23 protein-coding genes are annotated in these 26,141 nt (G+C 61.9%); 10 read left to right on the top strand and 13 right to left on the bottom strand.

What is annotated here, in order from left to right; all coding sequences use genetic code 11:
* Positions 1 to 85: 85 nt before the first annotated feature.
* The 6 genes from IAQ70_RS14235 to IAQ70_RS14210 form a co-directional block, all read right to left on the bottom strand.
* Positions 86 to 1,135, bottom strand: coding sequence for an acyl-CoA dehydrogenase family protein (locus IAQ70_RS14235; protein ID WP_190989964.1), 1,050 nt, complete (start codon positions 1,133 to 1,135; stop codon positions 86 to 88).
* Entirely contained in the window at positions 1,132 to 2,286 is a 1,155-nt protein-coding gene (locus tag IAQ70_RS14230; protein ID WP_190989963.1) for an acyl-CoA dehydrogenase family protein, read from the bottom strand. Before IAQ70_RS14230 ends, IAQ70_RS14235 begins: the two co-directional genes overlap by 4 nt.
* Before the next feature lie 28 nt (positions 2,287 to 2,314).
* Entirely contained in the window at positions 2,315 to 3,106 is a 792-nt protein-coding gene (locus IAQ70_RS14225) for an enoyl-CoA hydratase/isomerase family protein (RefSeq protein WP_190989962.1), read from the bottom strand.
* A gap of 15 nt (positions 3,107 to 3,121) precedes the next feature.
* Positions 3,122 to 3,904, bottom strand: coding sequence for an enoyl-CoA hydratase/isomerase family protein (locus IAQ70_RS14220; protein ID WP_190989961.1), 783 nt, complete (start codon positions 3,902 to 3,904; stop codon positions 3,122 to 3,124).
* 8 nt (positions 3,905 to 3,912) lie between these two features.
* Positions 3,913 to 4,680, bottom strand: coding sequence for an SDR family NAD(P)-dependent oxidoreductase (locus IAQ70_RS14215; RefSeq protein WP_190989960.1), 768 nt, complete (start codon positions 4,678 to 4,680; stop codon positions 3,913 to 3,915).
* A 120-nt stretch (positions 4,681 to 4,800) separates the two neighbouring features.
* The gene (locus IAQ70_RS14210; protein ID WP_190989959.1) at positions 4,801 to 5,931 is read right to left on the bottom strand and encodes a thiolase family protein; all 1,131 of its coding nucleotides are present in this window, start codon (positions 5,929 to 5,931) and stop codon (positions 4,801 to 4,803) included.
* A 507-nt stretch (positions 5,932 to 6,438) separates the two neighbouring features.
* Between IAQ70_RS14210 and IAQ70_RS14205 the strand changes: the two genes are divergently transcribed.
* The 7 genes from IAQ70_RS14205 (at position 6,439) to IAQ70_RS14175 (ending at position 13,815) form a co-directional block, all read left to right on the top strand.
* Entirely contained in the window at positions 6,439 to 7,215 is a 777-nt protein-coding gene (locus IAQ70_RS14205) for an electron transfer flavoprotein subunit beta/FixA family protein (protein WP_190989958.1), read from the top strand.
* Positions 7,216 to 7,226: 11 nt separating this feature from the next.
* Positions 7,227 to 8,213 (top strand): electron transfer flavoprotein subunit alpha/FixB family protein, encoded by a 987-nt coding sequence (locus tag IAQ70_RS14200; RefSeq protein WP_190989957.1) that lies wholly within the window; start codon positions 7,227 to 7,229, stop codon positions 8,211 to 8,213.
* Between the two features lie 455 nt (positions 8,214 to 8,668).
* Positions 8,669 to 9,628, top strand: a complete 960-nt coding sequence (locus tag IAQ70_RS22800; protein ID WP_317983667.1) for a cytochrome b/b6 domain-containing protein — start codon at positions 8,669 to 8,671, stop codon at positions 9,626 to 9,628.
* A gap of 234 nt (positions 9,629 to 9,862) precedes the next feature.
* On the top strand, positions 9,863 to 11,044 hold the full coding sequence (locus tag IAQ70_RS14190) for a thiolase family protein (RefSeq protein ID WP_190989955.1): 1,182 nt from the start codon (positions 9,863 to 9,865) through the stop codon (positions 11,042 to 11,044).
* 75 nt (positions 11,045 to 11,119) lie between these two features.
* The gene (locus IAQ70_RS14185) at positions 11,120 to 12,079 is read left to right on the top strand and encodes an HpcH/HpaI aldolase/citrate lyase family protein (protein ID WP_190989954.1); all 960 of its coding nucleotides are present in this window, start codon (positions 11,120 to 11,122) and stop codon (positions 12,077 to 12,079) included.
* 68 nt (positions 12,080 to 12,147) lie between these two features.
* Complete coding sequence (locus IAQ70_RS14180) at positions 12,148 to 13,128, top strand: NADP-dependent oxidoreductase (protein ID WP_190989953.1); 981 nt, start codon at positions 12,148 to 12,150, stop codon at positions 13,126 to 13,128.
* Between the two features lie 351 nt (positions 13,129 to 13,479).
* The gene (locus IAQ70_RS14175) at positions 13,480 to 13,815 is read left to right on the top strand and encodes a hypothetical protein (RefSeq protein ID WP_190989952.1); all 336 of its coding nucleotides are present in this window, start codon (positions 13,480 to 13,482) and stop codon (positions 13,813 to 13,815) included.
* Between the two features lie 890 nt (positions 13,816 to 14,705).
* Here IAQ70_RS14175 and mftG read toward each other — a convergent pair.
* From mftG to mftA, 7 genes are all read right to left on the bottom strand, one after another.
* The gene (gene mftG / locus IAQ70_RS14170; RefSeq protein ID WP_190989951.1) at positions 14,706 to 16,286 is read right to left on the bottom strand and encodes a mycofactocin dehydrogenase MftG; all 1,581 of its coding nucleotides are present in this window, start codon (positions 16,284 to 16,286) and stop codon (positions 14,706 to 14,708) included.
* Positions 16,287 to 16,441: 155 nt separating this feature from the next.
* A complete protein-coding gene (gene mftF, locus IAQ70_RS14165) occupies positions 16,442 to 17,854 on the bottom strand; it encodes a mycofactocin biosynthesis glycosyltransferase MftF (protein ID WP_190989950.1) in 1,413 nt (470 codons plus the stop codon).
* Positions 17,855 to 18,236: 382 nt separating this feature from the next.
* The gene (mftE, locus tag IAQ70_RS14160) at positions 18,237 to 18,989 is read right to left on the bottom strand and encodes a mycofactocin biosynthesis peptidyl-dipeptidase MftE (RefSeq protein ID WP_317983666.1); all 753 of its coding nucleotides are present in this window, start codon (positions 18,987 to 18,989) and stop codon (positions 18,237 to 18,239) included.
* Positions 18,986 to 20,188 carry a pre-mycofactocin synthase MftD gene (mftD, locus tag IAQ70_RS14155; RefSeq protein WP_190989949.1) on the bottom strand — a complete coding sequence of 401 codons (1,203 nt, stop codon included), beginning with the start codon at positions 20,186 to 20,188 and terminating at the stop codon, positions 18,986 to 18,988. Before mftD ends, mftE begins: the two co-directional genes overlap by 4 nt.
* A gap of 32 nt (positions 20,189 to 20,220) precedes the next feature.
* Positions 20,221 to 21,456, bottom strand: coding sequence for a mycofactocin radical SAM maturase (gene mftC / locus IAQ70_RS14150; protein WP_190989948.1), 1,236 nt, complete (start codon positions 21,454 to 21,456; stop codon positions 20,221 to 20,223).
* Entirely contained in the window at positions 21,449 to 21,742 is a 294-nt protein-coding gene (gene mftB, locus IAQ70_RS14145; RefSeq protein WP_223860069.1) for a mycofactocin biosynthesis chaperone MftB, read from the bottom strand. The genes mftC and mftB overlap by 8 nt, the downstream gene beginning before the upstream one ends.
* Positions 21,743 to 21,764: 22 nt before the next feature.
* The gene (gene mftA, locus IAQ70_RS14140; protein ID WP_190989946.1) at positions 21,765 to 21,875 is read right to left on the bottom strand and encodes a mycofactocin precursor MftA; all 111 of its coding nucleotides are present in this window, start codon (positions 21,873 to 21,875) and stop codon (positions 21,765 to 21,767) included.
* Between the two features lie 193 nt (positions 21,876 to 22,068).
* On the opposite strand from mftA, the gene IAQ70_RS14135 reads away from it, so the two are divergent.
* The 3 genes from IAQ70_RS14135 (at position 22,069) to IAQ70_RS14125 (ending at position 26,140) form a co-directional block, all read left to right on the top strand.
* Positions 22,069 to 23,508, top strand: a complete 1,440-nt coding sequence (locus tag IAQ70_RS14135; protein WP_190989945.1) for an aldehyde dehydrogenase family protein — start codon at positions 22,069 to 22,071, stop codon at positions 23,506 to 23,508.
* Positions 23,509 to 23,575: 67 nt separating this feature from the next.
* Positions 23,576 to 24,682, top strand: coding sequence for a Zn-dependent alcohol dehydrogenase (locus tag IAQ70_RS14130; RefSeq protein ID WP_190989944.1), 1,107 nt, complete (start codon positions 23,576 to 23,578; stop codon positions 24,680 to 24,682).
* Between the two features lie 447 nt (positions 24,683 to 25,129).
* Complete coding sequence (locus IAQ70_RS14125; protein ID WP_190989943.1) at positions 25,130 to 26,140, top strand: zinc-dependent alcohol dehydrogenase family protein; 1,011 nt, start codon at positions 25,130 to 25,132, stop codon at positions 26,138 to 26,140.
* The last annotated feature ends 1 nt before the right edge of the window (position 26,141 follow it).

Raw genomic sequence — 26,141 nt, 5'->3', positions numbered from 1 at the left:
AAAAGACTTCAGTCGCTGAATCCCGCCCCCGTTCTTCCCCCTGATCCGATCCGTCCGGGCGTGGTGGTGGGACACCAACTGAGCACTAATCGACGAGTGCGGGCCATAGTCCGTCGGCGCCAGTTGCAAGACTCAGGGCTCCGAGTTCTCGCGCCCATTGGGTTTCGGATCCAGCTTCCTCGCGCCATGCCCATAGGCGTGTAGTGCTCAGGCGGAGCAGGTGCTCGTCGGTGAATCCGATGGCTCCGTGCACTTGATGGGCAATCCTGGCCACCGTCCCGGCCGATTGAGCAGTAGAGGTCTTTGCCGCCGCCACCGCCACAGTTCCTGCCGAATCCGTATCAAGCGACAGGGCGGCCGCCCCGGCCGCGATCTTGCACAGCAACACCTCTCCGGCCATCGATGCCATCTGCTGCTGAACTGCCTGGAACGCGTTAACTGTTCGTCCGAACTGCTGGCGTTGGGCGGCGTACTGTACGGAGAGTTCCAACGCTCGGCGGGCGGCACCGGCAATCATCGCTGCGCGGGCGAGCGCTCCGCGGGCATTGAATGTACTCTCGGACACTACTGATGCTTCAGGCACGTCCCGCACGCAGTCTGCCGCGACGGTGATGTGCTGCAGCAGTACGTCGTCACGCGGTTCGCCGGCCATATTAGTGCCCTGAGCGATCGTGACATCGCCTCGCCGGATGGTAACAATCCTTCCACCGATCAAAACGATGATGTGTTCGGCGTGCCGTGCCCATGGCACCCGCCGAAGGGTCCCGTTGAGCACCCACGAGTCGCTGTTCTCCACCATGCTTACGGCGGATCCAGCGACGGCTGCCGCGAGAGGTCCCGGCGGGATTGGCCCACCGCATTCGGCCAGCATCCACGCCGCTTGGAGTGCGGTCTCCGCGTAGGGAACAGCCGCCGAGTGCTGGCCGAGCACCTCGAGCACAGCCACAGCCATCTGCAGGTCTCCCCCTGACCCGCCGGTGGTCTCGGGGACCGAGAGCAGAGTTACGCCGATTTGATCCAGTGCACCCCACAGTGCCAGGTTCCAGACTGTGTCCCCGCCGGCTTCTGTCGTCGAAGGGTACCTCTCGCACGCATCGGCCACTGCTTCTATCAACGCTTCAGTGACGTCGTTCATGCCCCATCTCCCAACGCTTTGGCAACAAGTCCTCGCAGAATTTCGTTCGTCCCGCCGCGGAGCGTGAAGCCCGGACTGTGCAGCACGGCCTCGGCCAACATCCGCGGAAGCGGCTCGGCGGATCCGGGGTCCGGTTCCACATCGACCAGTGTGCGTACGACGTCGATCAGCATTCCCTCAAATTGTGTGCCGAGGTCCTTGACTACGGCGGCGGCGATAGCGGGGTCCTCCCCCAGCTCCAGTTTTCCGGCGACAGCGATCGAAAGTTGTCGAAGTGCCCACAGTCGCGCAATCAGCCGACCAAGACCGACCTGATCGATTGCGGTTCCGGATGCGGCCATGGCCCGCAGGGCCGTGACAAGAAGTGGGAATGTCGACAATATGCGTTCGGGACCGCTCCGTTCCATGCCCAGCTCACTCGTGACCTGCTTCCAGCCGGAACCTGGCTCACCCAGGACCCTGGAATCGGGGACGAACACGTTCTCGAGGACTACCTCGTTGAAGTGATGTTCACCCGTCAGCAAACGGATGGGCCGCACCTGGATGTTCGGATCTGGCAGTTCCACAATCACTTGCGTCAAACCGGCATGCCGGTCCTGTCCGAGCGGTTCAGTCCGGACCAGAGCGATCATGGCGTCCGCCTTATGGGCGCCGCTCGTCCAGACTTTGGTGCCGTTGAGGACCCAGCCACCATCGACCCGCGTACCCTTGGTGCGCACCGATGCGAGGTCCGAGCCTGTGTCGGGTTCACTCATACCGATTGCGAAAAAGCACTCACCGCGCGCGATTCGAGGTAGGAATGCCTGTCGCTGCTCCTCCGACCCGAACTTCATAATCGAGGGTCCAGACTGACGGTCCGCGATCCAATGCGCCGCGACCGGGGCGCCTGCCGCGAGGAGTTCCTCGATCACGACGAAGCGGGCGAGCGGACTCGCAGAGGAGCCGCCGTACTCACTAGGGAGCGCCATGCCGATCCACCCCTGGTTGGCCAGTCGACGGCTGAACTGCGGGTCCCACCCCGCGAGCCACTGGTCGCTGTGCGACTCGATACGACCGCTCTCGATCTCATTGCGTAGGAACTCACGCACCTCATGACGAAGCTTCACCAGGTTATCGGGGAAGGTCACAGGTTCGAGCGTCATGAAGTCCATCGAATACGTCTCCTCATCATCGAGCCGGTCAGCCCAGTGCCCATCGACCGGAATAGGTCGGTGGGTCGGTCTTTTCTAGGAACGCCCGGAAAGCCGCCGGTGCATCTTCTGTGGCGAAGTTGACAGCCTGCGCCGCTGACTCATTGCCGATGGCATCGCGCAGGCTGCTTCCTGCACCGTCGTTGAGCAACCTCTTGGTCTGGGCCAGCGCGATAGGCGGTAGCGCGGCGAGACGCTGCGCTGTTGAGGTAACGAGCCCATCCAGCTCGTCCTGCGGGGTCAGCCAGGTCACCAGTCCCAGCCTGTACGCTTCCTCAGCGTCGATGACCTCTGCGAGAAACGCCAGCCGCTTTGCCTGTTGCATTCCAGCAATCCTCGGCAAAAGCCAGGAGCCGCCGAAGTCGATGGAGAGACCACGTCGCGTGAAGATCTCCGTGAACCGTGATCTGGTGGACGCGATCACAAAGTCACAGGCAAGGGCCATGTTGCACCCGGCCCCCGCTGCAACGCCGTCGACCTTCGCGATGACCGGCATGGGCAACTCGAACAGAGCCAATGCGACGTCACCAATCCGCCGCAAACGCGGAACCGGGTGCTCCGCGTGGGCGCTCTTGGCCACGTCCGCGCCCGCGCAGAAATCGCCGCCAGCACCTGAGAGCACCACAACCCGGATGCCGGGATGGTTCCTCACGTCAGCAAGTACCGCCGCGAGTGACCGCCACATGGACTCGTCGATCGCGTTCTTCCGCTCCGGACGGTTCAGTGTGATCCGTGCGATTCCGTCTTCCACGGAGAACAGCACTGATTCCTCGTTTTCCATTTCCTGATCCTGCCCTTAACTACCTACGAACGACGGCTGGCGACGCTCCTGGAAAGCAGAACGCGCCTCACGGGAGTCGTTTGTCCCGTGAACCACTGCCAGATGTGACGAAATCAGATCAAGCGCGGTGCGTAAATCAGACCTTGCAGACTGGTACGTCGCGCGCTTGATCATCCTCACGTTGATCGGCGGCTGTTTTGCGAGCCTGGCCACGAAATCGCCGTACGATTTCTCGAAGTCATCATCGGAATACACATGACTCACGAGACCGATCCGCAGCGCCTCAGCGGAGTCCACGAAGTCGCCGGTCCAGAGCATCTCCAGAGCTTTGGCCATCCCGACCAGGCGCGGGAGGTAGTAGCACCCTCCGTCTCCGGGGACAAGCCCGACCTTGATATACCCCTCAGACATGCGTGCCGACTGTTTCATCAATCGGATGTCGCACATCAGCGCCATGTCCATTCCGGCGCCCACCGCTGCTCCGTTGACAGCGGCAATCATCGGCTTGTCCAGTTCTGCGACGGCATGTGCGACTTGGTGCACGCCGTCACTCAGCATGGACTTCAGGGCTATGGGCTCGTCGCCCACTGCTTCGAGAACCGACAGATCGATGCCCGCGCAGAACGCGTCACCGGCGCCCGTCAATACGACGACCCTTACGGAGGGATCCGTCTTGGCCGAGCGGAGGGCATCAGCCCACTGATCGATCATCTCGAGCGTAAAGGCGTTTTTCGCCTGCGGGCGGTTCAGCAGGATCGTCCCGATGCCATCGGTGACGGTATATTCCAAATCGGCCATGACCCGGCCTACCTGGGTGCCATGCGCAGGGCGCCGTCGAGACGGATGGTCTCGCCATTCAAGTAGGCGTTCTCCAGGATGTGAGCTGCCAACTGCGCGTACTCATCAGGGCGGCCGAGACGTTGGGGGTTCGGGACGCTGACGGCGAGGCTCTCCCGGACATCCTCACGCAGACGGCCAAGCAAGGGGGTGTCCATGATGCCCGGCGCGATGGTGCAGACGCGGATTCCTTTGCTCGCGAGATCGCGAGCAGCCGTAATGGTCATCCCGACGACGGCCGCCTTCGACGCCGTGTACGGGATCTGGCCGATCTGACCTTCGAACGCTGCGACGGACGCCGTCATAATGATGGCCCCCCGCTCTCCGTCGATGGCATCATGCTTGTTGATGCGGGCCGCTGCCAAACGGAGCGCGTTGAAGCTGCCGACCAGATTCAATTTGATGACGAACTCGAAGTCAGCCTGGGAACCAGGGTTTCCCTCCTTGTCGAGGAGCCTGAGCTTGCGACCGCTTCCCGCGCAGTGAACGAGCCCCCGCAAGGGGCCGAGTGCCGCCTCAGCGGCGTCCAGGGCGCCTCCAAACGACTCTTCATCAGTGACATCGCCCGGCGCGAACAGTGCGCGGTCACCCAGGGTTGCCGCCGCAGCTTTACCATCAGAGCCTGGCAGATCGACGAGTGCGACCTTCGCGCCCAGCTCGACGAGTCGCTGAGCGGTCGCGAACCCTAGACCAGATGCTCCGCCGGTCACCGCAATGACTGATTCGTCTATTTTCATAATGTCTCCTGATTTGGGTGCTCGGCTCGACCACGACCAGTGCTGGTCCCGTTCAAGCATTTTTCGAGCGTGAATGATTTCAACTTCCGCCGGCGTTGTGTGCTAACTGGCGGAAGGGGGCTACAGCAGTTCGAGGATCGTCGCGTTCGCGAGGCCACCGGCCTCGCACATGGTCTGGAGGCCGTACCGAATCCCGTTATCCCGCATGTGGTGCACCAGACGGGTCATGAGGATCGCGCCTGAACCTCCCAGCGGGTGCCCCACGGCGATGGCGCCACCTACCGGGTTGAGGCGATCAGGTTTGGCGCCCGTCTCCTGAAGCCAGGCCAGAGGAACGGGTGCGAAAGCCTCGTTGACCTCAAATGCGCCTATGTCATCAATCGACAGGCCTGATTTGCGCAGTGCCATTTCCGTGGCTCGGATCGGGCCAGTAAGCATGATGACAGGATCGTCGCCGGCAACCACGCAGGTATGGATTCTTGCAATTGGGGTGAGCCCATTCTTCCGGGCCATCTCCGAGGTCATCACGAGGACGGCACCAGCACCGTCAGAGATCTGAGATGCATTCCCGGCATGGATGACGCCGTCTTCCTTGAAGGGCGTAGCCAGGGACGCCAGCTTCTCCAACGATCCGCCACGGCGGAGGCCCTCGTCCGCGTTCAGAGTTGCGACCGAGGCGAGTTGAGCGTTGAATGCCCCCGCGTCGACCGCGGCCGCAGTGAGCTCATGTGATCGCAATGCGTACTCATCGAGCTGCGTGCGGGAGAATCCCCACTTCTCCGCGATCATCTCTGCGCCGACACCCTGGTTGAAGGCTTCCACGCCATAATGCTCGAGCACCGCCGTCGGAACAGACTGCGCGCCTTGAGCGGCGCTACCCATCGGAACCCGGCTCATCGACTCGACACCACCGGCCACAGCGATGTCGTAGTGACCCGCGATTACGCCGGCAGCGGCGAAGCTGACCGCCTGCTGACTCGATCCACAGGCCCGATTCACCGAGGTACCGGGCACGCTCTCAGGCCAGCCCGCAGTAAGAATGGCATTGCGTCCGACATTGCTGGCCTGCTCAGACACCTGGCTTACACATCCCCAGATGACGTCATCGACCAAAGCTGGGTCCATACCCGTGCGCTCCACCAGCGCGCGGAGGACCACGGCTGAGAGCTCCGCGGGATGTACGTCAGCAAGGGCACCCCCTCGCTTGCCGATAGGTGTCCGAACGGCGTCAACTATGACTGCGTCCCTCATATGTTTGCTCCTCAATGTTTGGGCTGGGCCGACTTAGGCCCAACCACGATTTTCGAATCAATTAGCCCCGCAAGTGGACGACTGAACCCTGGCTTATGGAGTGAGCCATGAAGTGCTCAGGCGTGAACTCACGATTCATGATCGACGGATCCGTGACGGCGTAGTCTGTGCGCCCTAGTGGCCAAGAACACGGTTGGGCCGCCGTCTGCTCGATCCGATGTACGAAGGTCAGCTGATCCATTTCGCGGTCCTCCCCTGATCGTGGCTATTAGGGATACGTAAGGCGTCCCGTACAACCCTTATGGCGTTGCACAGAGCGCTCCTGGTACTCCTATCAAGGATGCTCCAAAATCATAGATTGTCAACCAGCAATTTCTCATGGATCATCAAAGGAGTGCGAAAAGTGACACTGGCACCGAGAGTGGAACCGAGAGATGTGCGGAACATAATTTGCTTGTCAACCAGCTAATATTAAGGCACACTGGAATCCGAGGTGAGGAGCGTTCAATGAAGATCATTGTCCTTGTGAAAGAAGTCCCCGACACATACGGGGACCGTAAGTTGGACCTGGAGACAGGCCTCGCGGATCGTGCGGCAAACGATGCCGTGCCCGATGAGATCGGCGAGCGTGCCCTGGAAGTGGCGCTGACCTATGCCGACAAGAACGCCGACACAGAGATCGTCGTGATGTCGGTCGGACCAAACACCGTACCCGGCACCCTTCGCAAAGCACTTGCAATGGGTGCTGCGAGTGCTGTGCACGTGATGGATGACGCCCTGATGGGCGCCGATCTCGGGCTGACTGGCGAAGTTCTCGCGGCAGCCATCCGCCGCACGGGTTTTGACCTCGTGCTGGCCGGGAACCTCTCCACGGACGGATCGGGCGGCGTCATTCCGTCGATCGTCGCGGAGCTGCTCGGCGTGCCTGCCGCCACCAATCTATCCTCGGTTGAGATCTCCGAAGGAGCAGTTGCCGGTGTCCGTGCCGTCGAGAACGGATCGGTGAACGTAAGGGCAGACCTGCCCGCGGTTGTATCTATTACCGAGGCCCTTCCGGACGCGCGATTCCCCAACTTCAAGGGCATCATGGCCGCGAAAAAGAAGCCGTTTGAAACGCTTACGGCCAACGACCTTGGGATAAACGCCGAGGACGAATCAAAGGGGCGCTCGATTGTCGTAGCCGTCTCGGAGCGGCCGGCGCGCGCAGCCGGCGTCAAAATCATCGATGAGGGGGATGCGGCCAGCCAGCTCGCAGACTTCCTCGTTCAGAACCGACTGGTGTGAGGAGCACGAATATGTCCGATTTCCCCGCTGATTCGATCCTCGTTCTCGCCGAAGTATCGCCAACCGGCACGGTGCAAAAGAGTGCCGCGGCCCTCATCGGCGCCGCGGCGCAGGTCGGCAGTCCTATCGCACTCGTTGTCGCCTCGCCCGGCCAGGCGGCCGATGCCGCCGCAATCGTGGCAACATTCGGGGCCACACGTGTCCTCGTGGCAGAGGCAGCCGACGTCGCAACATCACTGACCGTACCGGGCGCAGACGCTCTTGCCGCCGCCGCAAGGCTGGTTGCACCTGAAGCCGTGCTGATCTCCAACTCGATCGAGGGTCGTGACGTGGCGGCTCGATTCGCAGCGCGAACACACTCTGCCCTCGCCGTCGACGCAGTGAACGTCTCACGTGATGACGAGGGAATAGTGGCCCATCACTCGGTGTACGGGGGCTCGTACAACGTTGACTCCGCTGCAAGTACAGGACCGCTCGTAATTACGATACGTCAGGGTGCGATTGATGCTCGGGCCGAAGGCCAACCGCTTGTTGCCGAGGCACTTGAGGTAGTGTCGAGCGGTGCTGCGGCCGCTACGATCACGGGGCACACCGAGGCGACCGTGGCTGCGAATCGGCCCGAGTTGCGTGGCGCTGCCAAGGTCGTTTCGGGTGGCCGCGGACTTGGCTCCGAGGAGAAGTTCGTGCTCGTGGAGCAGCTCGCCGATACCCTGGGTGCTGCCGTCGGCGCGTCCCGTGCCGCGGTGGATGCCGGTTACATTCCGCAGACAAGCCAGGTCGGACAGACCGGAGTCTCTGTGTCGCCGCAGCTGTACGTCGCGCTCGGTATCTCCGGCGCGATCCAGCATCGCGCCGGTATGCAGACAGCAAAGACCATCGTCGCGATTAACAAGGACGCGGAGGCTCCGATCTTCGAGATCGCCGACTTCGGCGTCGTCGGGGACCTGTTCGCAGTCGTCCCGCAGCTGATCGACGCAATCGAAGCCCGGAAGAAGTAGCCAGCATGACGGAACGGCTTCGAAGGGGTCTGCCCCGGATTACTACTGACGAGCTACAGTCCTCGGTAGCGTCGGACGTTACTACCGGTCCTGCGGGGGCCGACGGCCCCGGGGGCGAAGCCGTGAATGCCCGGCAGGCCGCTGCGCCTCCGACGAAGCCGGGTCGCCGCCAAGGCTTGCCACGAAAAGCCAATGAATCGGATGCCACGCAACCCGTGGTATCCCTCCAAGCGACTGCCGCGCAATCCGCGGCCGCCGGCCAATCGGGTGTCGCGCAATCCGCGGCACCCGGCCAAGCGACGCCCACGCACAAAAGTGCGTCCCCTTCGGCGACCGGAGTTCCTGCACCAACAAGATCCGGTCGCCAGGGGTTGGCGCGCAAGTCCTCTCCTGCGCCCTCCGAGGCTCCACCCGAGACGGCGGCAGCAGCCGGCGGCCCCTCCAGGGCACGGCCGGTGAACACCGCCCAGGCCAGTCCCCGCAGCGCAGCTGCGCAGGAGCCCGGGCGGTTCGGTACACGCACCCCCGGGCAGCTGCTGCGTTACGCGCTTATCGGCGTCTTCGGGCTGCTGCTCGCGGCGACTGGCCTGGTGATCGCCGCCCGCTGGTTCGTCAACCTAGACTTCATGAGCGACTTTTTGACTACGTTCCCTGGTGAGTACCATTTGCCCGACAGCGCGACATCCGGGTTCCCCGCGTGGGTACAGTGGCAGCACTTTTTCAACGTGTTCCTGATGGTCCTGATCATCAGATCGGGTCTTCAGGTACGCACCGAGAAACGTCCGGACGCCTACTGGACGCCAAAGTGGTCCAAGGACGGCAAGGGCAAGATCAGTCTGGCGCTCTGGTTCCACCAGACGCTCGACATCCTGTGGCTCGTCAACGGCCTGGTATTCATTGTGCTGCTATTCGTTACCGGGCACTGGATGAGGATCGTGCCCACGAGTTGGGAAGTGTTCCCCAACGCGCTCTCCGCGCTGCTGCAGTACATCTCACTGGACTGGCCGACCGAGAACGGGTGGGTAAACTACAACAGCCTGCAGCAGATCATGTACTTCATCACTGTCTTCCTCGCCGCCCCGGTCGCGGCCATCACGGGTGTACGGATGTCGGGACTGTGGCCGAAGAACACCAAGACGCTCAACCGGGTCTATCCGGTCGAATGGGCGAGAGCAGTCCACTTCCCGGTAATGCTGTACTTCGTGTCATTCATCGTCGTGCACGTCGCACTCGTGTTCGCGACCGGGGCGCTGCGGAATCTGAACCACATGTATGGCGGTACCGACGACGTGAACTGGGCCGGGTTCTGGATCTTCTTCGCTTCGCTGCTCATCATCGTCGCCGTCTGGTTCGCTGCCAGGCCTTTGGTGCTCGCCCCGATCGCGAAACTCTCCGGCAAGGTGACGAGCCGCTGACCTCCGGATGACCGCTTACCCTGGCGACCGTCTCCATTCGACGGGAGCGCTAACCACAAGGTCCACGGGCATCAGCCTCTTGTACATCAGATCCACAGTTAGGAAAGCCGGCATGACCGACACGAGCAAGTTCAAGAAGGGCCTTGCTGGCGTCCCGCTCAGCAAGATGGTCGCGGCCAGGTTCGGGGACGAGATCAACTCGCCGCTGAACCGCGGTGAAGAGGCGGCTTAGTTATGGGCGAGAAGGTCGTCATCCTCGGCGGGGCGCGGACACCCGTGGGCAGTTTCGGTGGTGTGTTTCGCGATACGGCGGCGCATGAGTTGGGTGCGGCCGCAGCAACCGAGGCGTTGCGCCGTTCGGGGATCAACTCGGATGAGGTTGGCGAGGTGGTGATGGGATGCATTGGCCAGGTCGCGGGCGACGCGTACAACGCCCGCCGGGTGGCACTGGCTGCAGGACTGCCCATGAACACGCCCGCCTTCACGGTGAACCGCCTCTGCGGATCGGGGTTGCAGGCAATCTGGTCGGGTGCCCAACAGTTGTTGTGGGGCGGCGTGGATGTTGTTCTGGCTGGCGGGGACGAGAACATGACGCGGATGCCGTTCTACGACTTCAACTCGCGGTTCAACGACCGCCTCGGTGACCGCACGCTCGTCGACGGTACGGTCGGGATTCTTACCGATCCATTTTCCGGCAAGCACATGGGCGTCACGGCAGAAAACGTAGCCGCGAAATACGGGGTATCCCGGGCAGAGCAGGACGAATTCGCCGTCGAGAGCCAGCGCCGGGCCGCGACGGATACCGCGCGGGCTGCATTTGCGGAGGAGATCGTGCCGGTCACGACAAGCGGCCGCAAACCCGTCGACGTGGCAATGGATCAGCATCCCCGCCCCGACACGACCCTCGAAACCTTGGCGGCGCTGCGACCGGCCTTCCAAGAGGGCGGTTCTGTAACGGCGGGCAACTCCTCGGGCGTCAACGACGGCGCAGCAGCGACTGTCCTCATGCGTGAGTCGGACGCCCGCTCACGTGGGCTTAGGGGTCTGGCGACGATCGAAGCGGTCGCCACGGCCGCCAACGACCCCAAGCTGATGGGATACGCGCCCGTATTTGCCCTGTCGCGCCTATTCAAGCAGACGGGCCTTACTGCCGCAGATGTAGACGTGATCGAGCTTAACGAGGCCTTCGCAGCCCAGGCGGTCGCGGTGATCCGCGATGCCGGGCTCGACCCCGAGAAGACGAACGCGTACGGCGGGGCTATCGCGCTGGGCCATCCAGTCGGTGCCACCGGTGCCATTCTCACGATGCGGGCCGCGCTCGACCTGCAGCGGCGCGACCTCGAGTATGCCGTCGTCACGATGTGTATCGGTGGCGGCCAAGCGCTTGCGGCGTTGCTCCGGCGTTGGGACGCATAAGCCCGGTCGAGGCCATGACCGACTGCGGTGATTCCGCACATCAAGATATGTATCAACAGGGAAACGGAGACTTCCATGACATCCACAGCGAACCGACCGAGGCGGACCACACTTGCCGTGCCGGCCTCAAACCCCCGCATGATCGAGAAGGCGCGGGGACTGAATGTCGACGCGTTCTTCCTGGACCTTGAGGACGCCTGCGCACCGTCGGAAAAGGAGAACGGGCGCCGCACTATCGTCGCTGCCCTCAACGAGGGTGGATTCGGCGCGAAGATCAGGATCGTGCGCGTCAACGGCTGGGACACTGAGTGGACCTACCGTGACGTGGTTGAGGTTGTTGAGGGTGCAGGTGCCAACCTGGATTGCGTGATGCTGCCGAAGGTCGAGTCTGCAGAACATGTGGCAGCGCTGGATATGCTGCTCGGACAGATCGAGCGCAGCGCGGGCCTTGAATACGGCCGCCTGGGGATCGAAGTTCAAATCGAGAGTGCCCGCGGCCTTCGCAATATTGATGCCATCGCACAAGCGAGCCCGCGGGTGCAGACGCTGATACTGGGTCCGGCCGATCTCATGGCCTCGCTCCAAATGAAAACCCTTACCGTCGGCCAGCAGCCGCCAGGGTACGACGTCGGCGACGCTTACCACCACATCCTGATGACCATCCTGATCTGTGCGAGAGCCCACGGCAAACAGGCGATTGACGGGCCGTATCTTGCAATCAAGGATCTCGATGGACTAGCCACGGTTGCCGGCCGGTCCGCAGCCCTCGGCTTCGATGGAAAGTGGGTGCTTCATCCCAGCCAGGTTGACATCGTCAACGATACATTCAGTCCTCGGCAAGGGGACTTCGACCAGGCAGAGAAGATCCTCGACGCCTACGATTGGCACACGTCTGCGGATGGCGGTTCGCGTGGTGCAGCGATGCTGGGCGACGAAATGATCGACGAGGCATCGCGAAAAATGGCCCTCGTTGTCAGCGCCAAAGGACGGGCCGCCGGGATGACGCCCGTTTCCCGCTGGTCGCGGCCCGCCTAGTTCAGCAGTGCCGTACCTCCAAAAAGGCACGTTCGCTGAGGATTTGGCCCAGATCCATAGAGGAAAATGTGAAAGCTATTGGGGTTCGGTCGTTCGGGGGGCCTGAGGCGCTTGAGGTTCTGGCCCTCCCGGCACCGGATGCCGGTGCCGGCGAGGTCCGGATTCGTGTACTGGCCGCAGCGGTTAATCCGACGGACACGTTGGTTCGTTCTGGCGCTCCTCAAGTCCGGCCCTTCCAGCCCCCAAAAGGTCCCTACGTTCCGGGTATGGACGCTGCCGGGGTCATTGACCAGGTAGGGCCAGGGGCGGATGGCCGACTCGCCGTCGGTCAAAGCGTGGTTGCGCTGGTGACGCCGTATGGAACAAACGGCGCTTATGCCGGGCAAGTAGTGGTTCCTGCCGAGTCGGTGGTCGCTGCACCTGTCCGGGTTAGTATTTTCGCCGCATCAACGTTACTGATGAACGCGATGACTGCCCGTGCCGCTTTGGAGGCAGCACAGCTTTCAAGTGGTGACACGTTGCTCGTGACCGGTGCAGCGGGAACCCTCGGGGGTTATGTGATCCAACTCGCGAAGCAGGACGGGCTATATGTCATAGCAGACGCAAAGCCATCGGACATGGCGCTCGTGGAGTCGTTGGGCGCCGACAGGATTGTGGAGCGGGGCGATGAACTCGGCGTCCGAGTAAGGCAGCTCGTTCCGCAAGGCGTTCCGGGCGTAGTGGATGGAGCCCTGTTGCATGACAAAGTCATTCCAGCATTGGCAGCTCGCGGCAGGCTCGTCACCCTTCGTGCACGGGCAGAATCAGCCAGTCAGAAGGTGGATGTCCGGCCAGTGCGCGTGGGAGACTCTGCCCGCCGCACAACGGAATTGGAGAACCTCGTCCGTCTTGCAGAAAGCGGTGTCATCACGTTGAGGGTGGCACAGGTCTTGCCCGCTTCTCGCGCTGGCGAAGCACATCGCCGACTCAAGGTCGGAGGGTTGCGCGGCCGTCTTGTCCTGGACTTCAGCGACCTCGACCAGGATCCTGTTCCTCTATGCACCCGATGACTGCAATTAAGGTTGCCCGATACCCTGCGGACAGAAGCAAAGGACAGGAGTTCCTCGCTATCGGGGCCACGGACTGCTGGGTCTTCCCAAACCCCGGTGACAGTCACGGCCTGGCAACTGGTGGTGCTCATCTACTTCGGCTCCGAAGCCGTCGTGCAAGCGATTAGGGCCTGGCTTTCATCTGGACGTGCAGCACCAGGTTGTGAGCACCGAAGTTGGCTCTAGGTCGGTCCCCCTTTGTTGCCGACGTTTGTCTATTCGCCAACGTCAGCCAAAGGCGTCGAGCACGTGTAGCCGGTCACGCCAACCTGAATTCAGGATCATCCCAAGTCCGAGCACGGGATCCGATATGTGACAGTGCCCCCGTATCTCGCGGCGGCCCTCCGAAACCTGCGTGCCAGGCAGGAAAACAGCGGCGCCCAGAATCCAATGGGGCTGATCTTCCCATCGTCCACAGGCACCGTCTGTGATCAGAACAACGTCGGCAAGACCTGGCGCAAAGCAGCGGACGCCATTGGCTACTCCTGGGTAACGCTGAAGACGTTCCGAAAGGCCCAGGAAACCCTTATCGCCCGAACGATGGGTGCCGAAACGGCCGCTTATCAGGTTGGGCATTCCAAGGTATCCATGACCCGGAAACACTACGTCGAGGAATACAAAGAAGCCACGACACGCGCGCGGTGCTGAGTGCCTTCAATGCGCCTCACTCGGGAACGGAAACGCCGGCACCGGCTGAGGGCGCGACCGATGGGGGTGAGTAAAGGTGAGTCTCTGCGTAAATAGTGCGAATGACGCTAGGCGGAAACAGTAAAACCAGCAGGTCACAGCTACAACTTGAGCCTCCTGTCAGATTCGAACTGACGACCCCCGCTTTAGGTCCGGACGCCTACTGGCAGGCAGGGAAGGCGCGGCTTTGCCCGGAATCTGGGGGTTTCTGCGATCTTCGATGACTGATGAATACTTGTCCTTTGTCGTTGATTGGGGTGAGTAAAGGGTGAGTCGGTTGAAATTGCTGGCGGCTCTAGCGGCGTCCCCTGCCCTTTGCGAAAAGTCCTCCTCTCAATCAGAGATTGCGACCCTCTTCCTCCTTCATTGACAGATGTTCGCGCCAAGCGCATGACCGAAGGCAGACCCTTTCAGGAGCCATACCGCCCCTGTCCCATGCCGCCCTTTCCGCGGTCAGCGGGACGGCCATTTTGCTACGACCTCCCGAACAGGGCGCGTCGCTTCTACCTTACGAAAAGGTGTCTTATCGGCGCCCGGAAGGAGAGCTGGAACTGGTTCACCTAGCCATGCATTGGTGCACTTCGGCGACTATCCGCGCCTCCATTGCAGACATGTTGGGTACCGCAGAGCCCAATCCACCTGCGGCAAGGCTCGCTGGGGCGGAGTTGCTTCTATGTGGCCATGCTCCTCTCGGCTGAACTAAATCTTGAACTGATGCCAAGAGCAGGCCGACCCTGTTTTACGTGACGCACCAATTGCCAAAGGCTCGGGTCAACTGAGCCTGACGTGAGAGGTCCCCACTCATGCATGTGGATGTTCGCGACCAGTACCAACCACCTTCGTCGTATGGGTCAGGGGCCGCAGCCCCGCATGAATTCCGCCATGCGCTCTCCAATGAGTACTGCGGTGGCTGCGGGGCCGCGGGTGGGTGCAGTTGGCAGAATTGACGTGTCGGCCACGCGGAGCCCCTTTACGCCGTGGACGCGGCCGTATTGGTCCACTACTGAGTCAGGGTTGTTCTGGGATCCCATCTTCGCGCTGCCGCAAAGATGGATGGCTGTTCCCAAATGTGAGCGCATCCAACTATTAAGCAGCGTGTCGCTCTGAAGGATCGGCTCGGTTACCTCCGTGAGCTCTTGGAAAATCGGGCTGAAAGCCTTGGACCGCAGCAGGCGCACGGCGGTGCGGACCGCTTCGCGCATCCGTCTGAGGTCGGTCTCGGCGGCGAGATAGTTAAAGTCGATTCGAGGCTGCACTCCAGGGTCTGCTGATTCCAGCGTTATTTGACCGCGTGATGATGCTGCTTGAAGTGATACGAGGAGGGCGACGTCTCCTTGGTGTAGGAGCTGTTCAGATGTTTGTGATCCATGCGCTGGATGTGGCGGGCTTCCTGTCAGCATGTAACTCATTGGTTTGAGGAGCGGCAGTATCTCCAGATCGCCTGAGCAGTGCGAACCGCTGGCGGTGAAATTGAGAACGTCGGCCATGGATTGTGTCGTGCCATAGTCGACTATCGAAACCTTGGATCTCCAGCTAATGGCGAGGTTAGGGTGGTCGCTGAAGTCCTTGCCGACGCCAGGCAGGTGATTGATCACGGGAATGTGGAATCGGTTCAGTTCGGTTTCGGGACCCAGCCCGGACAGAAGCAGAATATGGGGTGTCTTCACGGCGCCCGCGGACAGAACAATTTCGTTTGCTTCGATGGTGATGATTGCCCCGTCACGGAGGACTTCTACCCCTATCGCTTGGGTACCCTCGAACAGCACCCGGCGCACGTATGAGTTTCCCTCTACCGTCAGGTTTTGGCGGTCGCGGACAGGGTTGATGTAAGCGCTTCCGGTGTTGATCCGCAGTCCACGGACGCTGTTTGAGGGCATGGGCCCGTAGCCGGGTCCATCTTCGCTGTTCTTGTCCCGTTCGGTTGGGAAGCCCAGTTCTTTAACGGCCCGTCCAAAGGCTTTTGTCACGGGGTGCTCTTGCGGCGGGCGGGACACGGTCATTGGACCAGTGCCTCCATGCAGGTCGCTCTCACCGTATTGCAGGTCATTCTCTAATTTTTTGTAAAAGGGCAGGACTTTGTCCCAGGCCCACTCCTCATTTCCTCCGGACGACCAGCGGTCAAAGTCTTGCTTCGGCGCTCGGATAAAGTAGGTTCCGCTGATCGCGGTTGATCCGCCCAGAATGCGGCCCCGGGCTATGGAGTAGGGCAGGTCTGGCGTCAGATATCCCATAAGTGACCAGTTGTGGGGATGACCCGGCATGGCGCCTTGCACGGTCCCGGCGTTGAGCAGCTCCTGCGGGAAGTCCTCCGTGTTCGCTGGGACTGGGCCCGCTTCGAGCAGCAGCACGGTCCGTCGCGGGTCTTCACTTAATCTCGCCGCCAAGGGAGCTCCAGCGGCGCCGGCTCCCACCACGAGGACGTCATATCTCACTTCGGCACCCTTATCCCTGTCCAATTGAGCTCATCGCGCATCCTGTTTACACCTGGTGTTAGTTGCGACAGTTTGGCAGTGCCCTGGTACGAACTCCCAGGTCGGCTATCGGTCTTGCCGTAGCACATGATCGCTTGACCACGAGCAGATTCGGCTCAGTTGGGATTTTTCCGGACGTCGGGCAGCAGGCAACGGAGAGATCGGCCTCTCAGCGCGCTGGACCAGACGCCGGTACCGTATGCCAGATCGTCCAGGCGCCGTGCGAGGGCAAACCGAAGAAGATCGAGTTGGGGACGGGTGCGGCGGTACTCCCACACTGCGTCCACGATGCAAGCCACGACGAGGGCCCGGCGTAACCTGCGGGAGAAGATGCTCCCCGCGATGGCCAGGGGCCACCAGTGGCGGACAAAGAGGGCTATGGTCTGCGTTTGTGCCGCGAGTGCACCACGCGCAGTCAGACTGACAGCAATCCGGACCGGATGCGTGCTGCGGCCGAGTTTCTTGGAGATCTGCCACGCGGCAAAGGCAGAAATCGCTCCTGCTGCCGGAATGGACCACGTGCGCTGGCACAGGAGTGCGGCGACGACGGCGACAGACCAGGGTGCGAAGACGGCTGGCGCGATTGCCTCCGGGTGCCGGAGGGAGAGGGCGTGAGCCGACGTTCCGTAGAACGCTTTCCGGGACAGCCATTCTCTTATGGTTTGCCGGTGCTCGTGCCACACTTTTGCCTCGGGCTCGAAGCGGACCCGCCATCCCTGTTCGACCAGGCGCCATACGAGGTCGACGTCCTCTCCTACACGGCTGCCGGAGGTGAATCCTTCACCCAGTGCGTTGGCTCGGGCCAAGAGAAATGCACCTGGAAGCCACGAAACCGGGGAGCGGGGCCGGACTGTTGCTGGGAAGATACCCAGATCCAGCGATGATCTTGCCTCTTCGTATCGCTCGATCCAGTTCATGCCGTTTCCGTCGTCCCAGCCAAGGACCCGGGGGCCGGCCAGAGCCACGCTCTGGTCATGAAAGTGTTTCAGGAGGAGCGAAATGGTGTCCGGGTGGAGCACAATGTCGGAATCGGCGAAGGCCACGTAGGGCGTAGTTACGTGCTTGAGGCCCTCGTTGCGGGCCTGGGCCGGGCCACTGTTGGACGGGAGGCGCACCAGGTGTGCGTCGTGCTTTTCTACAACTGCCCGGATTGCCGCAGGGTCCGGGGAGCAGTCGTCGACGACGATAACCCTGTGCTGTTTTCCGATGCTCGTCAGCAACCTGGCCAGGGCGAGAGGGCGCCCGAAGGCGGGGACGACGACTGTTACGGAAGCAGGGTCAAGGTCAGGCAGCGATTCGAGCACGGGATCGGCCATCCCGCTCTCCAATAGCCTGTCCACCAACAAACCCGTAGGAGTGTCTGAGACGACTGCTGTCCTGTCCAGAATCATCCCGCTGGCACGTTCGGTGATGTAAAGAACCCGCGTGGGGGAACCTCCGACGAGTTCCCTTCCCCTGCCAGCAATTTTCACTCGTCGGTTTAGTCTTACCGTGAAACCCTTGGGAAGTTGAGATCGCTGAACAGTCACGATCGGTCACCTGCGATACGAGACTGTTCCTGGTCTCCGGGTACGTAACTCAATCCGGCGTCCAGCTGACCTTGGACGCCATCAGCGGGCCCATGCAGTTTGCCCACTGTGAATCCTTGATCCCGCCAGATGAGTTCCCTGCCCAGGATGCCATCTGCTGCCATCCACAGGCCTGACCCGTCAGCCATCGTGTCGTCCACCTGACCATGGCGGTAAATCTCGCTACCGCGGCGAACTTCCACGAATTTCCGGGAAAGCGTCGCCCAATCTGGGCTCTCCGGCGGCATGAGCTCGGTCGTCATCCACTCAGTCGACACGGGGATTCCCTTCTTCGGAAGCCAGCTGCATAACATGGTTCGAGGCAAAGCAGTCAAGGGAGGCTTCAACGCGGCTTGATCGGAGTCCAACCCATTGCCTGCCGCTCATTGACGGCAAGCATTCCGTTCCGGCCAAGCGCGGCCCCAGCAATTCGGCGTGCAACGTCATCGACCATCAGGTCAAATAATCGGACGCCCTCGGAAGCATTTGCCCCGCTTGGGTCGCCCAGAACGCCGGAGGATGAGACTGCGGCGACACCCCCTGTAAGCAGCTCCGGCAACAGTTCATCGAGGGGACGCAGATCGCCCGCTACGGAGCGTTCCAGTCGGACCGCAGCCGGGTTGAGGTGAAGCATCAGGGAAGTCTCCGTCCTGCCGGCATGCAGGTCAGCGCCCGGGACCAGACATGGCAACCACGCGACGTTGTGCCGCTCTGCGTTCAACTGGAGCACCGCCTCTGACAGAGCCGAGACGTTACCCCCGTGGGCGTTAATGAGGACGATGCGGCCCGCCCAGGTGGAGAGGGAGCGCACGAGCTCGACGATCAAAAGGCGCAGCACCTCCGACCCGATGGACACGGTGCCTGCGAAGAACTGGTGCTCCCCGCTGGAACCGTAACTGACCGCCGGAGCAACGACCACCTGCCCTTTAACCTTCAGAGCGACGGCATCGGCCACTGCGGTTGCTATCGCCGCGTCCGTGTCCAACGGCAGGTGGGGACCGTGCTGTTCAGTAGACCCGACGGGTACGAGCACCGTGGGTCTATGCGGAACATCGGGCCAGGCAAGACCGCCCAGCCCGTGTTGGCTGATAGTCACGACCGGACTGCGGCAGGAACGCCCAACTCCCGGACAAACCCCGGAGGAATAATCAGGTGCTCTGGTCGAAGATCCTGCACTGACGGGACGCTGAGTCCGAGCAGGGCAGAGTCGATGCCCCCCCGCAGGATGTCAAGGACATTTTCCACACCCGCCTGGCCATTGGCGGAGAGCCCCCAGAGGTAGGCGCGACCGATCATGACGGCGCGGGCGCCCAGTGCCAGGGCCTTGACGACGTCACTGCCGCGGCGGATGCCGCCGTCCAGAACGATCTCTACCTGATCGCCTACCGCGTTGGCGATCGACGGCAGGACGCGGATAGGGGCCGGTGTGCTGTCCAGGTTGTTGCCGCCGTGGTTGGAGACGGAGATGGCGGTGACTCCGGCGTCGACGGCGCGCAGCGCGTCATCGACGCGGCAAACGCCCTTGAGCATGACGGGGCCGCCCCACTCGGTGACGATCCATTCGATGTCGTCCCACGTGGGCGGCGGGGTCTGCATCCATTCGTAGTATGCGCCGAAGAAGGTGGGGCCCTTCTCCCCCACGGGGGCGAGATTGGGTGCGGTCAGGTCGGGCAGGCTGCGGGCAAAGGACGCCAGCCAGCGGGGCTTCAGCATCACCTCGGGAGCAAGCCTGATGGCGGCCTTGAGGTTCACCTTCTCGGGGATCTCGGGGCTGCCCCAGTCACGACCCATAGAGAAGGACCAATCCGTGGTGACGATCAGGCCTTTGGCACCGGCGGCACGCGCACGATCCATGCGGCTGACCATCTGTTCCCGGGTTCCGGTCCAGTACATCTGGTAGAACGTCTTCTCGTTCGCGGCCGTCACTTCCTCCACGGGTTTGGAGGCAAAGGAACTCAGACCGACGATGGTGCCCCTCGCGGCGGCGGCCCGGGCAACGGCGACTTCACCGTCGGGGTGGACGGCCTGGACACCTGTCGGGGAGATCAAGACCGGGAGGGAAATATGCTGACCCATCACCGTCGTAGCCAGATCGCGCTCTGCGGGGTGGCCTACGACATGGGGTGCGAAGCCGAGTTCACCGAAAGCGGCAGTGTTGTCATCGAGTGTGAGCCCGCGTTCCGAGCCTGCCACAAGGGCCGCATAGACGGACGCCGGGAGGCGTTTTTTGGCCCGGCGCTGCGCCTCGGCCACTGACTCGAACCAGGGGTTCTGTGCCCAGGGATTCTTGAACATGCTTGCCTTTCGAAACTGTTATGGTTCTCTCGCTACGGGTGGAATCCGGACAGCGGGCTGGCGGCGCAGGCTGACACGGGCGGCGCTACGGGGTCCGGACGTGTCAGGCTGAGTTGGACCATGACGGGCTGTGCACGCTTCGGGAGGGCAGAACGTGAGTGGTCCTGGCTGGGCTGGGGCCGGTTGCGGTCTCCGGCCAGAGCCGTTTCCCCGTAGCCCTGGACGCATTCAGGGTCCGGTCCGTCCAGCGGAAGACCCGTAAAGAACTTCGCTGCCATGCAGCCGCCGCGGCAGGCGTCAAAGAACGCACACTTAGTGCACGCCCCCGACGTCTGCGGGGACCTGAGTTCCGTGAACAGCTCTGATTCCTGCCAGACCGTCTTGAATCCCCCCTCGTCAAGCACATTCCCGGCCAGGAATGTTTCGTGGATCGCGAACGGGCAAGCGTAGACATCGCCCACCGGGTCAATCAGGCACACCACCCGGCCCGCGCCGCACAGATTCAGGCCCGGCAGGCTTTCACCGAAGGCCGCCAGATGGAAGAAGGAATCTCCGGTCAGGACATTGTCTCCGTTGGCCATCAGCCAGTCATAGATGATGCGCTGTTGCTCGGGCAGCGGGTGCAGCTCATCCCAAACATCGGCGCCCCGGCCGGAGGGGCGCAGCCGGGTCAACCGGAGAGTGGCACCGTGGTCATCGGCAATGCGTTTAAATTCATCAAGCTGGCCCACATTCTGACGGGTCACAACGACGGAAACTTTGGCATCCTTGAAACCCGCTTCATTGAGGTTTTCGAGGGCGCGAATCGCCGTGTCGTAGGATCCGGGACCGCGGACGTAGTCGTTGACTTCCGCGGTGGCCCCGTCGAGCGATATCTGGACATCCACATACGGTGTGGACGCTAGGAACGCCGCTTTTTCCTTATCGATGCGGATCCCATTGGTGGAGAATTTCACGCCGACCTGGTGGTCTACGGCGTACTGGAGCAGATGCCAGAAATCCGGGCGGACGGTCGGCTCTCCACCGCCGATGTTGACGTAAAAGACCTGCATGCGCTGCAGTTCATCGATCACGGCTTCGCACTGCTCGGTGGTCAATTCGCGCGGGTCCCTCCGGCCCGAGGACGATAGGCAGTGGACGCAGGCCAGATTGCAGGCATAGGTCAATTCCCACGTCAGGCAGATCGGGGCGTCGAGGCCGAATTCGAACTGGTCCACCAGAGAGCCTCCGGTCGGGCGTGCCACGGGTGTGCTGATGCCGTTAGTCATTGTTTTTTCCTTCGCTGGCACGGATCATGTCGGTGGCCGCGAGACTGCGCAGCGCGCCGACATAGGCCGGCCATTGGGCTTCGGGGACACCTGACTGCACGAGCGCGTCCCGGACTGTTGGGCTGTCCTCCAGGGAACGAATCACCCTGACGAGATCAGGTCGCTTAAGGAAGGTGAGCTTGCGGTTTCCGAAATGATAAGCCATCGCCCCGAACGGCTCCGGCCGCAACGCGACAGCCGGTGACAGCACCCACCCCTCATCGAGCATGGTGTCTGTGCTGGTCATCTTCATGGTCTTGTCCGGGCGCCTAGTAGACGCCGCACATACCGTCGATGGAGATGTCTTCAACAAGGTCCTCAATGACAAGCTCGTCACCGTCCGCACTGGCCTTTTCGATGCTGGGGTTGATGTATTCCATGGAAAATTTCTCCTGTCTAGAGCTGCACCTCGGAGGGCTGCGGCGTGTGACCGCAGTGTGGGCAATTCACACCGGAATGTCCTCCTTTGCGAATGCGTTGCCAACAACATACTGCCAATTGTGAAGTGTTGACAATTATATTACAGTGTTACATGTCACATCAGATGCTTGGAAAAACCACCTCGGAGGACGCATGACCGCTACCACCACGCCCGTCAACGAAGCACTCGATACCGCTGTGATCCAGGCTTCAGGACCGGAAACCTACGACGTCATCTCACCTGCCACAGAGCGCGTGGTGAAGACCTACCCTTTGCCGAACGTCGAAGACGCACATACCGCCGTTGCTGCCGCGCGCAAGGCCTTCGATCACTCCGGCTGGCCTCGACTGAGCATGGCTGAGCGTGCCGAGGTCCTCGAGCGCTTCTGTCAGGCCTACGAGGCCCGTGCCGAAGAGTTTGGGGCCGCGTGGACTGAAGAAAGCGGTCCGACCGTGAGCCACACCCGGCTCCTGGACTCCTTCGTTCCGGGCATTTGGCGGTACACCCTTGCCCTGGGCGGAGCCATCGAACTGGACGAGGTGCGGGAGCTGCCGGACGGACGCGTGCGTGTCCTGCGTGAGCCTACGGGCGTCGCGGTCATCATCACCACCTGGAACGGACCAAGTCTTTATCTCGTCACGAAGGTGATCCCGGCACTGCTTGCGGGGTGCACGGTGGTGATGAAACCGGCCGTGGAATCGCAGATCACCTCACGCGTGATTGCGCAGATGGCGTCCGACGCCGGGCTCCCGGAAGGAGTGCTCACCGTGGTCCCCGGTGGCGTCGAGGTCAGTCAGGCCCTGGTTTCGCACCCGGACGTTGACAAAGTGAGTCTTACGGGAAGTGTCGGCGCCGGTCGTGCCGTGATGGAATCCTGTGCTGCAAATATCACTGACGTTACGCTTGAGCTCGGCGGCAAGTCACCCGCGCTGGTTGTCGGCGACTTCCCGCTGGGCAAGCTGCTTGAGGCGATAGTCCCTGGCTTCCTTCCTTTCCAGGGGCAGGTCTGCGTAGCGCTTTCCAGGGTTCTGGTGCCGCGCGAACGCCAAGAGGAAGTTATCGCAGGTCTGGCCGAGGCGTTCGGCCAGTGGACCATCGGGTCACCGTTGTCGGAAACCAGCATGCTAGGTCCGCTGGGTACTGCTATGCAGTACCAGAAGGTGACCAACTACATCAGGGTAGCTCACGAGCAGGGCGCCCGACTCGTAGCTGGGGGCGGGCGGCCCGCTGGCCTTGACGAGGGCTTCTACGTCGAACCGACCATCTTCGCGGACGTCACTCCCGAGATGGACATCGCCCGGGAAGAGATCTTCGGCCCCGTTCTGGCCGTGATGCCCTACGACGACCTAGACGAGGCCATTGAGATTGCCAACGGCACCGACTACGGCCTCTCCGCTGCGGTCTTCGCCTCCGATCCTGCCGTCGCCGAGAACCTCGCGTTGCGCATCGATTCGGGCACGGTGGCGATCAACTCTGCCGGTATCTCGTTCTTCGCCCCGTTCGGTGGCACGCGCAAGTCCGGCCTCGGGCGCGAGAACGGCATTGAAGGCATCGAGGAGTTCTTGCGTTACAAGGCGATCAAACTCGGCTGAGTGCCGATATCAATAGTCTGTCCCGGCACCACCACCACCACCACCGATAAAAGCAAGGAATTCAACGATGAAGACACGTGCTGCTGCCCTGCGCGGCGTAGGCCAAGACTGGGAAATACTCGAATTCGATCTGGCCGATCCCGGCCCGGGAGAGGTGCGAATCAAGTTGAAGGTAGCCGGACTCTGCCACTCCGACGAACACTTGCAGCATCTTGAACTCCCGCTAATGGTCGGAGGCCACGAAGGGGCCGGGATCATCGAAGCAGTCGGGGAGGGCGTCACCGGACTGGAGGTAGGTGATCATGTCGCGTGTTCGTGGATTCCCAGCTGCGGAGTGTGCCGCTTCTGCGTCACCGGGCAAGGGAACCTGTGCGATCTTGGGGCCAACATGATGTCTGGGGAGCTGGCCAACGGCGGCTACCGGTTCCACTACGAGGGCCAGCCAGTTGGCGCCATCGCAGCCACCGGGACCTTCGCCGAACACGCTGTCCTCGACCAGCGCTCAGTGATCAAGGTAGACAAGGACCTTCCGTTGGAGTGGGTCTCACTTGTGACATGCGGTGTGGCGACCGGTTGGGGTTCGGTTATCAACGCCGGCCAAGTGCGCGCGGGTGACGTCGTGGCGATCTACGGCTGCGGCGGCATCGGCGCCAACGCCGTCAACGCCGCAGTACAGACGAACGCGGGTCTGGTAGCGGTGATCGACCCGGTGGAAGGCAAAAGGGATTTCGCAAAGAAGTTGGGCGCCGACTTCGTCTATGCCTCCGGTGAAGAAGCCATGGCGGATCTTTGGGAGCGCACAAACGGAGTTGGAGTCGACGTGGCCGTTGTCACGGCCGGTGTCGTCACCGGGGACATCATCCGCGACGCCTTCTTCCTCACACGTAAGGGCGGCACCATCGTCCTGACCGGCGTCGCCGACGACGCTGCCGAGGAGAACATGCACCTGTCGAGCTCGCTGCTCACCCTGTTCGGGAAGCGGATCATCGGCACCCTCTACGGTGACTGCAACCCCCGCGTGGACGTCCCGCGGCTCCTGGAACTGGCCCGCGCCGGAAAAATGGACTTGGACGGGATGATCACGCGCAAGTACACCCTCGATGAGATCAACACCGGCTTCAAAGACATGCTCGAAGGACGGAACATCCGCGGCCTCATCGTCTACGACGACTGATAACGGCGACCCAACCTCCCGCTAATTCCCGGGGCCGTCAAAGTTTCGCCAACTAGCACCCTGAAGGTAATGAATCGAACCGGCCCGGGCAGTGGCTTATTGCCCGGGCCGGTTACTTGCGGGAACGTGAAATCAACGACATCCTCCTGTATCCTCCAACGAAAGAAAAACCATGCCCAGACGCGAAGTGTCTCTTAATCGCACTGTTCAGCGCCCGCTAGGGTCGAGCCTGCCGGATCAGCCTCCACCCGCACAGGAAGCAGCGGTATCCCGGCAGGCCATCAACATTGACGACCTGTCAGCAAGCCCGTGGATTGGTCTCCACCCCCGCCACGAGTTCTTGCTCCATCACAGCCACGAACTGTTGGTGCCACACACCTCAAGGACTGACACCTTGGCATGCACTTGACCCATTTCGCGGCGGCGTTTACAGCCAAAGGAGGCTCCATGAAGGCCGTCAAATTGAGTTCGGCAACAGGCTTGAAAAGGCTGACAACCGAGACGGTTGCAGATCCCGGGAATCCGGGGCCGGGACAAGTCCGCGTCCGCGTTGAGGCCAACTCGCTCAACGCACATGACTATTTGGCAATCGTGCGCACCTTCGGCAACGACGGCCAGGTTCCTCTTGCCGATGGCGCGGGTATCGTCGAAGATGTCGGAGCAGGCGTCACCGAGTTCCGCGCCGGTGACCCTGTCATCTCGACGTTCTGGCCCGGGTGGGTTGCTGGCCCGCCTGTCCTGCCGGATATGAGGACCGTTCCCGGCGACGGAATCGATGGATACGCACAAGAGGTCGTCGTGAGGTCCGCAACGTCATTCACAAGGGCTCCGAGCGGCTGGACCCACGTCGAGGCAGCCACGTTGCCAACAGCGGGGGTAACGGCGTGGCGAGCTCTCCAGCAGGGAGGTGTGAAGGCCGGAGACGTAGTTCTGACCATGGGCTCAGGAGGCGTCGCGGTTTTTGGGTTGCAGATCGCGAAGGCTATGGGAGCGACCGTAATTTCCACATCATCAAATCAAACCAAACTCGAGCGCTTGCATGCCCTCGGCGCTGATCACCTCATCAACTACCGCGAGACCCCTGACTGGGGCATGAAGGTACGCGACATCACCGATGGCCGCGGTGCGGACATCGTAATTGAGATCGGCGGCGCAGAAACCTTGACGCAGTCCTTCGAAGCGGTCTCCGTGGGCGGGCACATCGCGATGGTAGGCGTCCGGGCAGGGGCTGTCGGGAAGGTGCCAATTGCACGGATGCTCGGCAGGCAAATCCACCTGCAGGGCCTCTGTGTGGGAAGCCGGCACCATCAGCGGGACCTGGTCAAAGCCCTCGACGCGATCGGGATCAGGCCGGTCATCGACTCGACCTTCACTTTCGAGACACTCGCGGACGGGTTCCGCCGTCTCAACTCAGGCAACCATTTCGGAAAAATCGCGGTCACCCGGGACGGGTTCTGAC

Origin of the sequence: Pseudarthrobacter sulfonivorans, assembly GCF_014712225.1 — a bacterium.
Classification (GTDB): Bacteria; Actinomycetota; Actinomycetes; order Actinomycetales; family Micrococcaceae; genus Arthrobacter; species Arthrobacter sulfonivorans.
The sequence above is the reverse complement of the archived record's forward strand: the minus strand, read 5'-3'. Positions and strand labels throughout refer to the sequence as shown.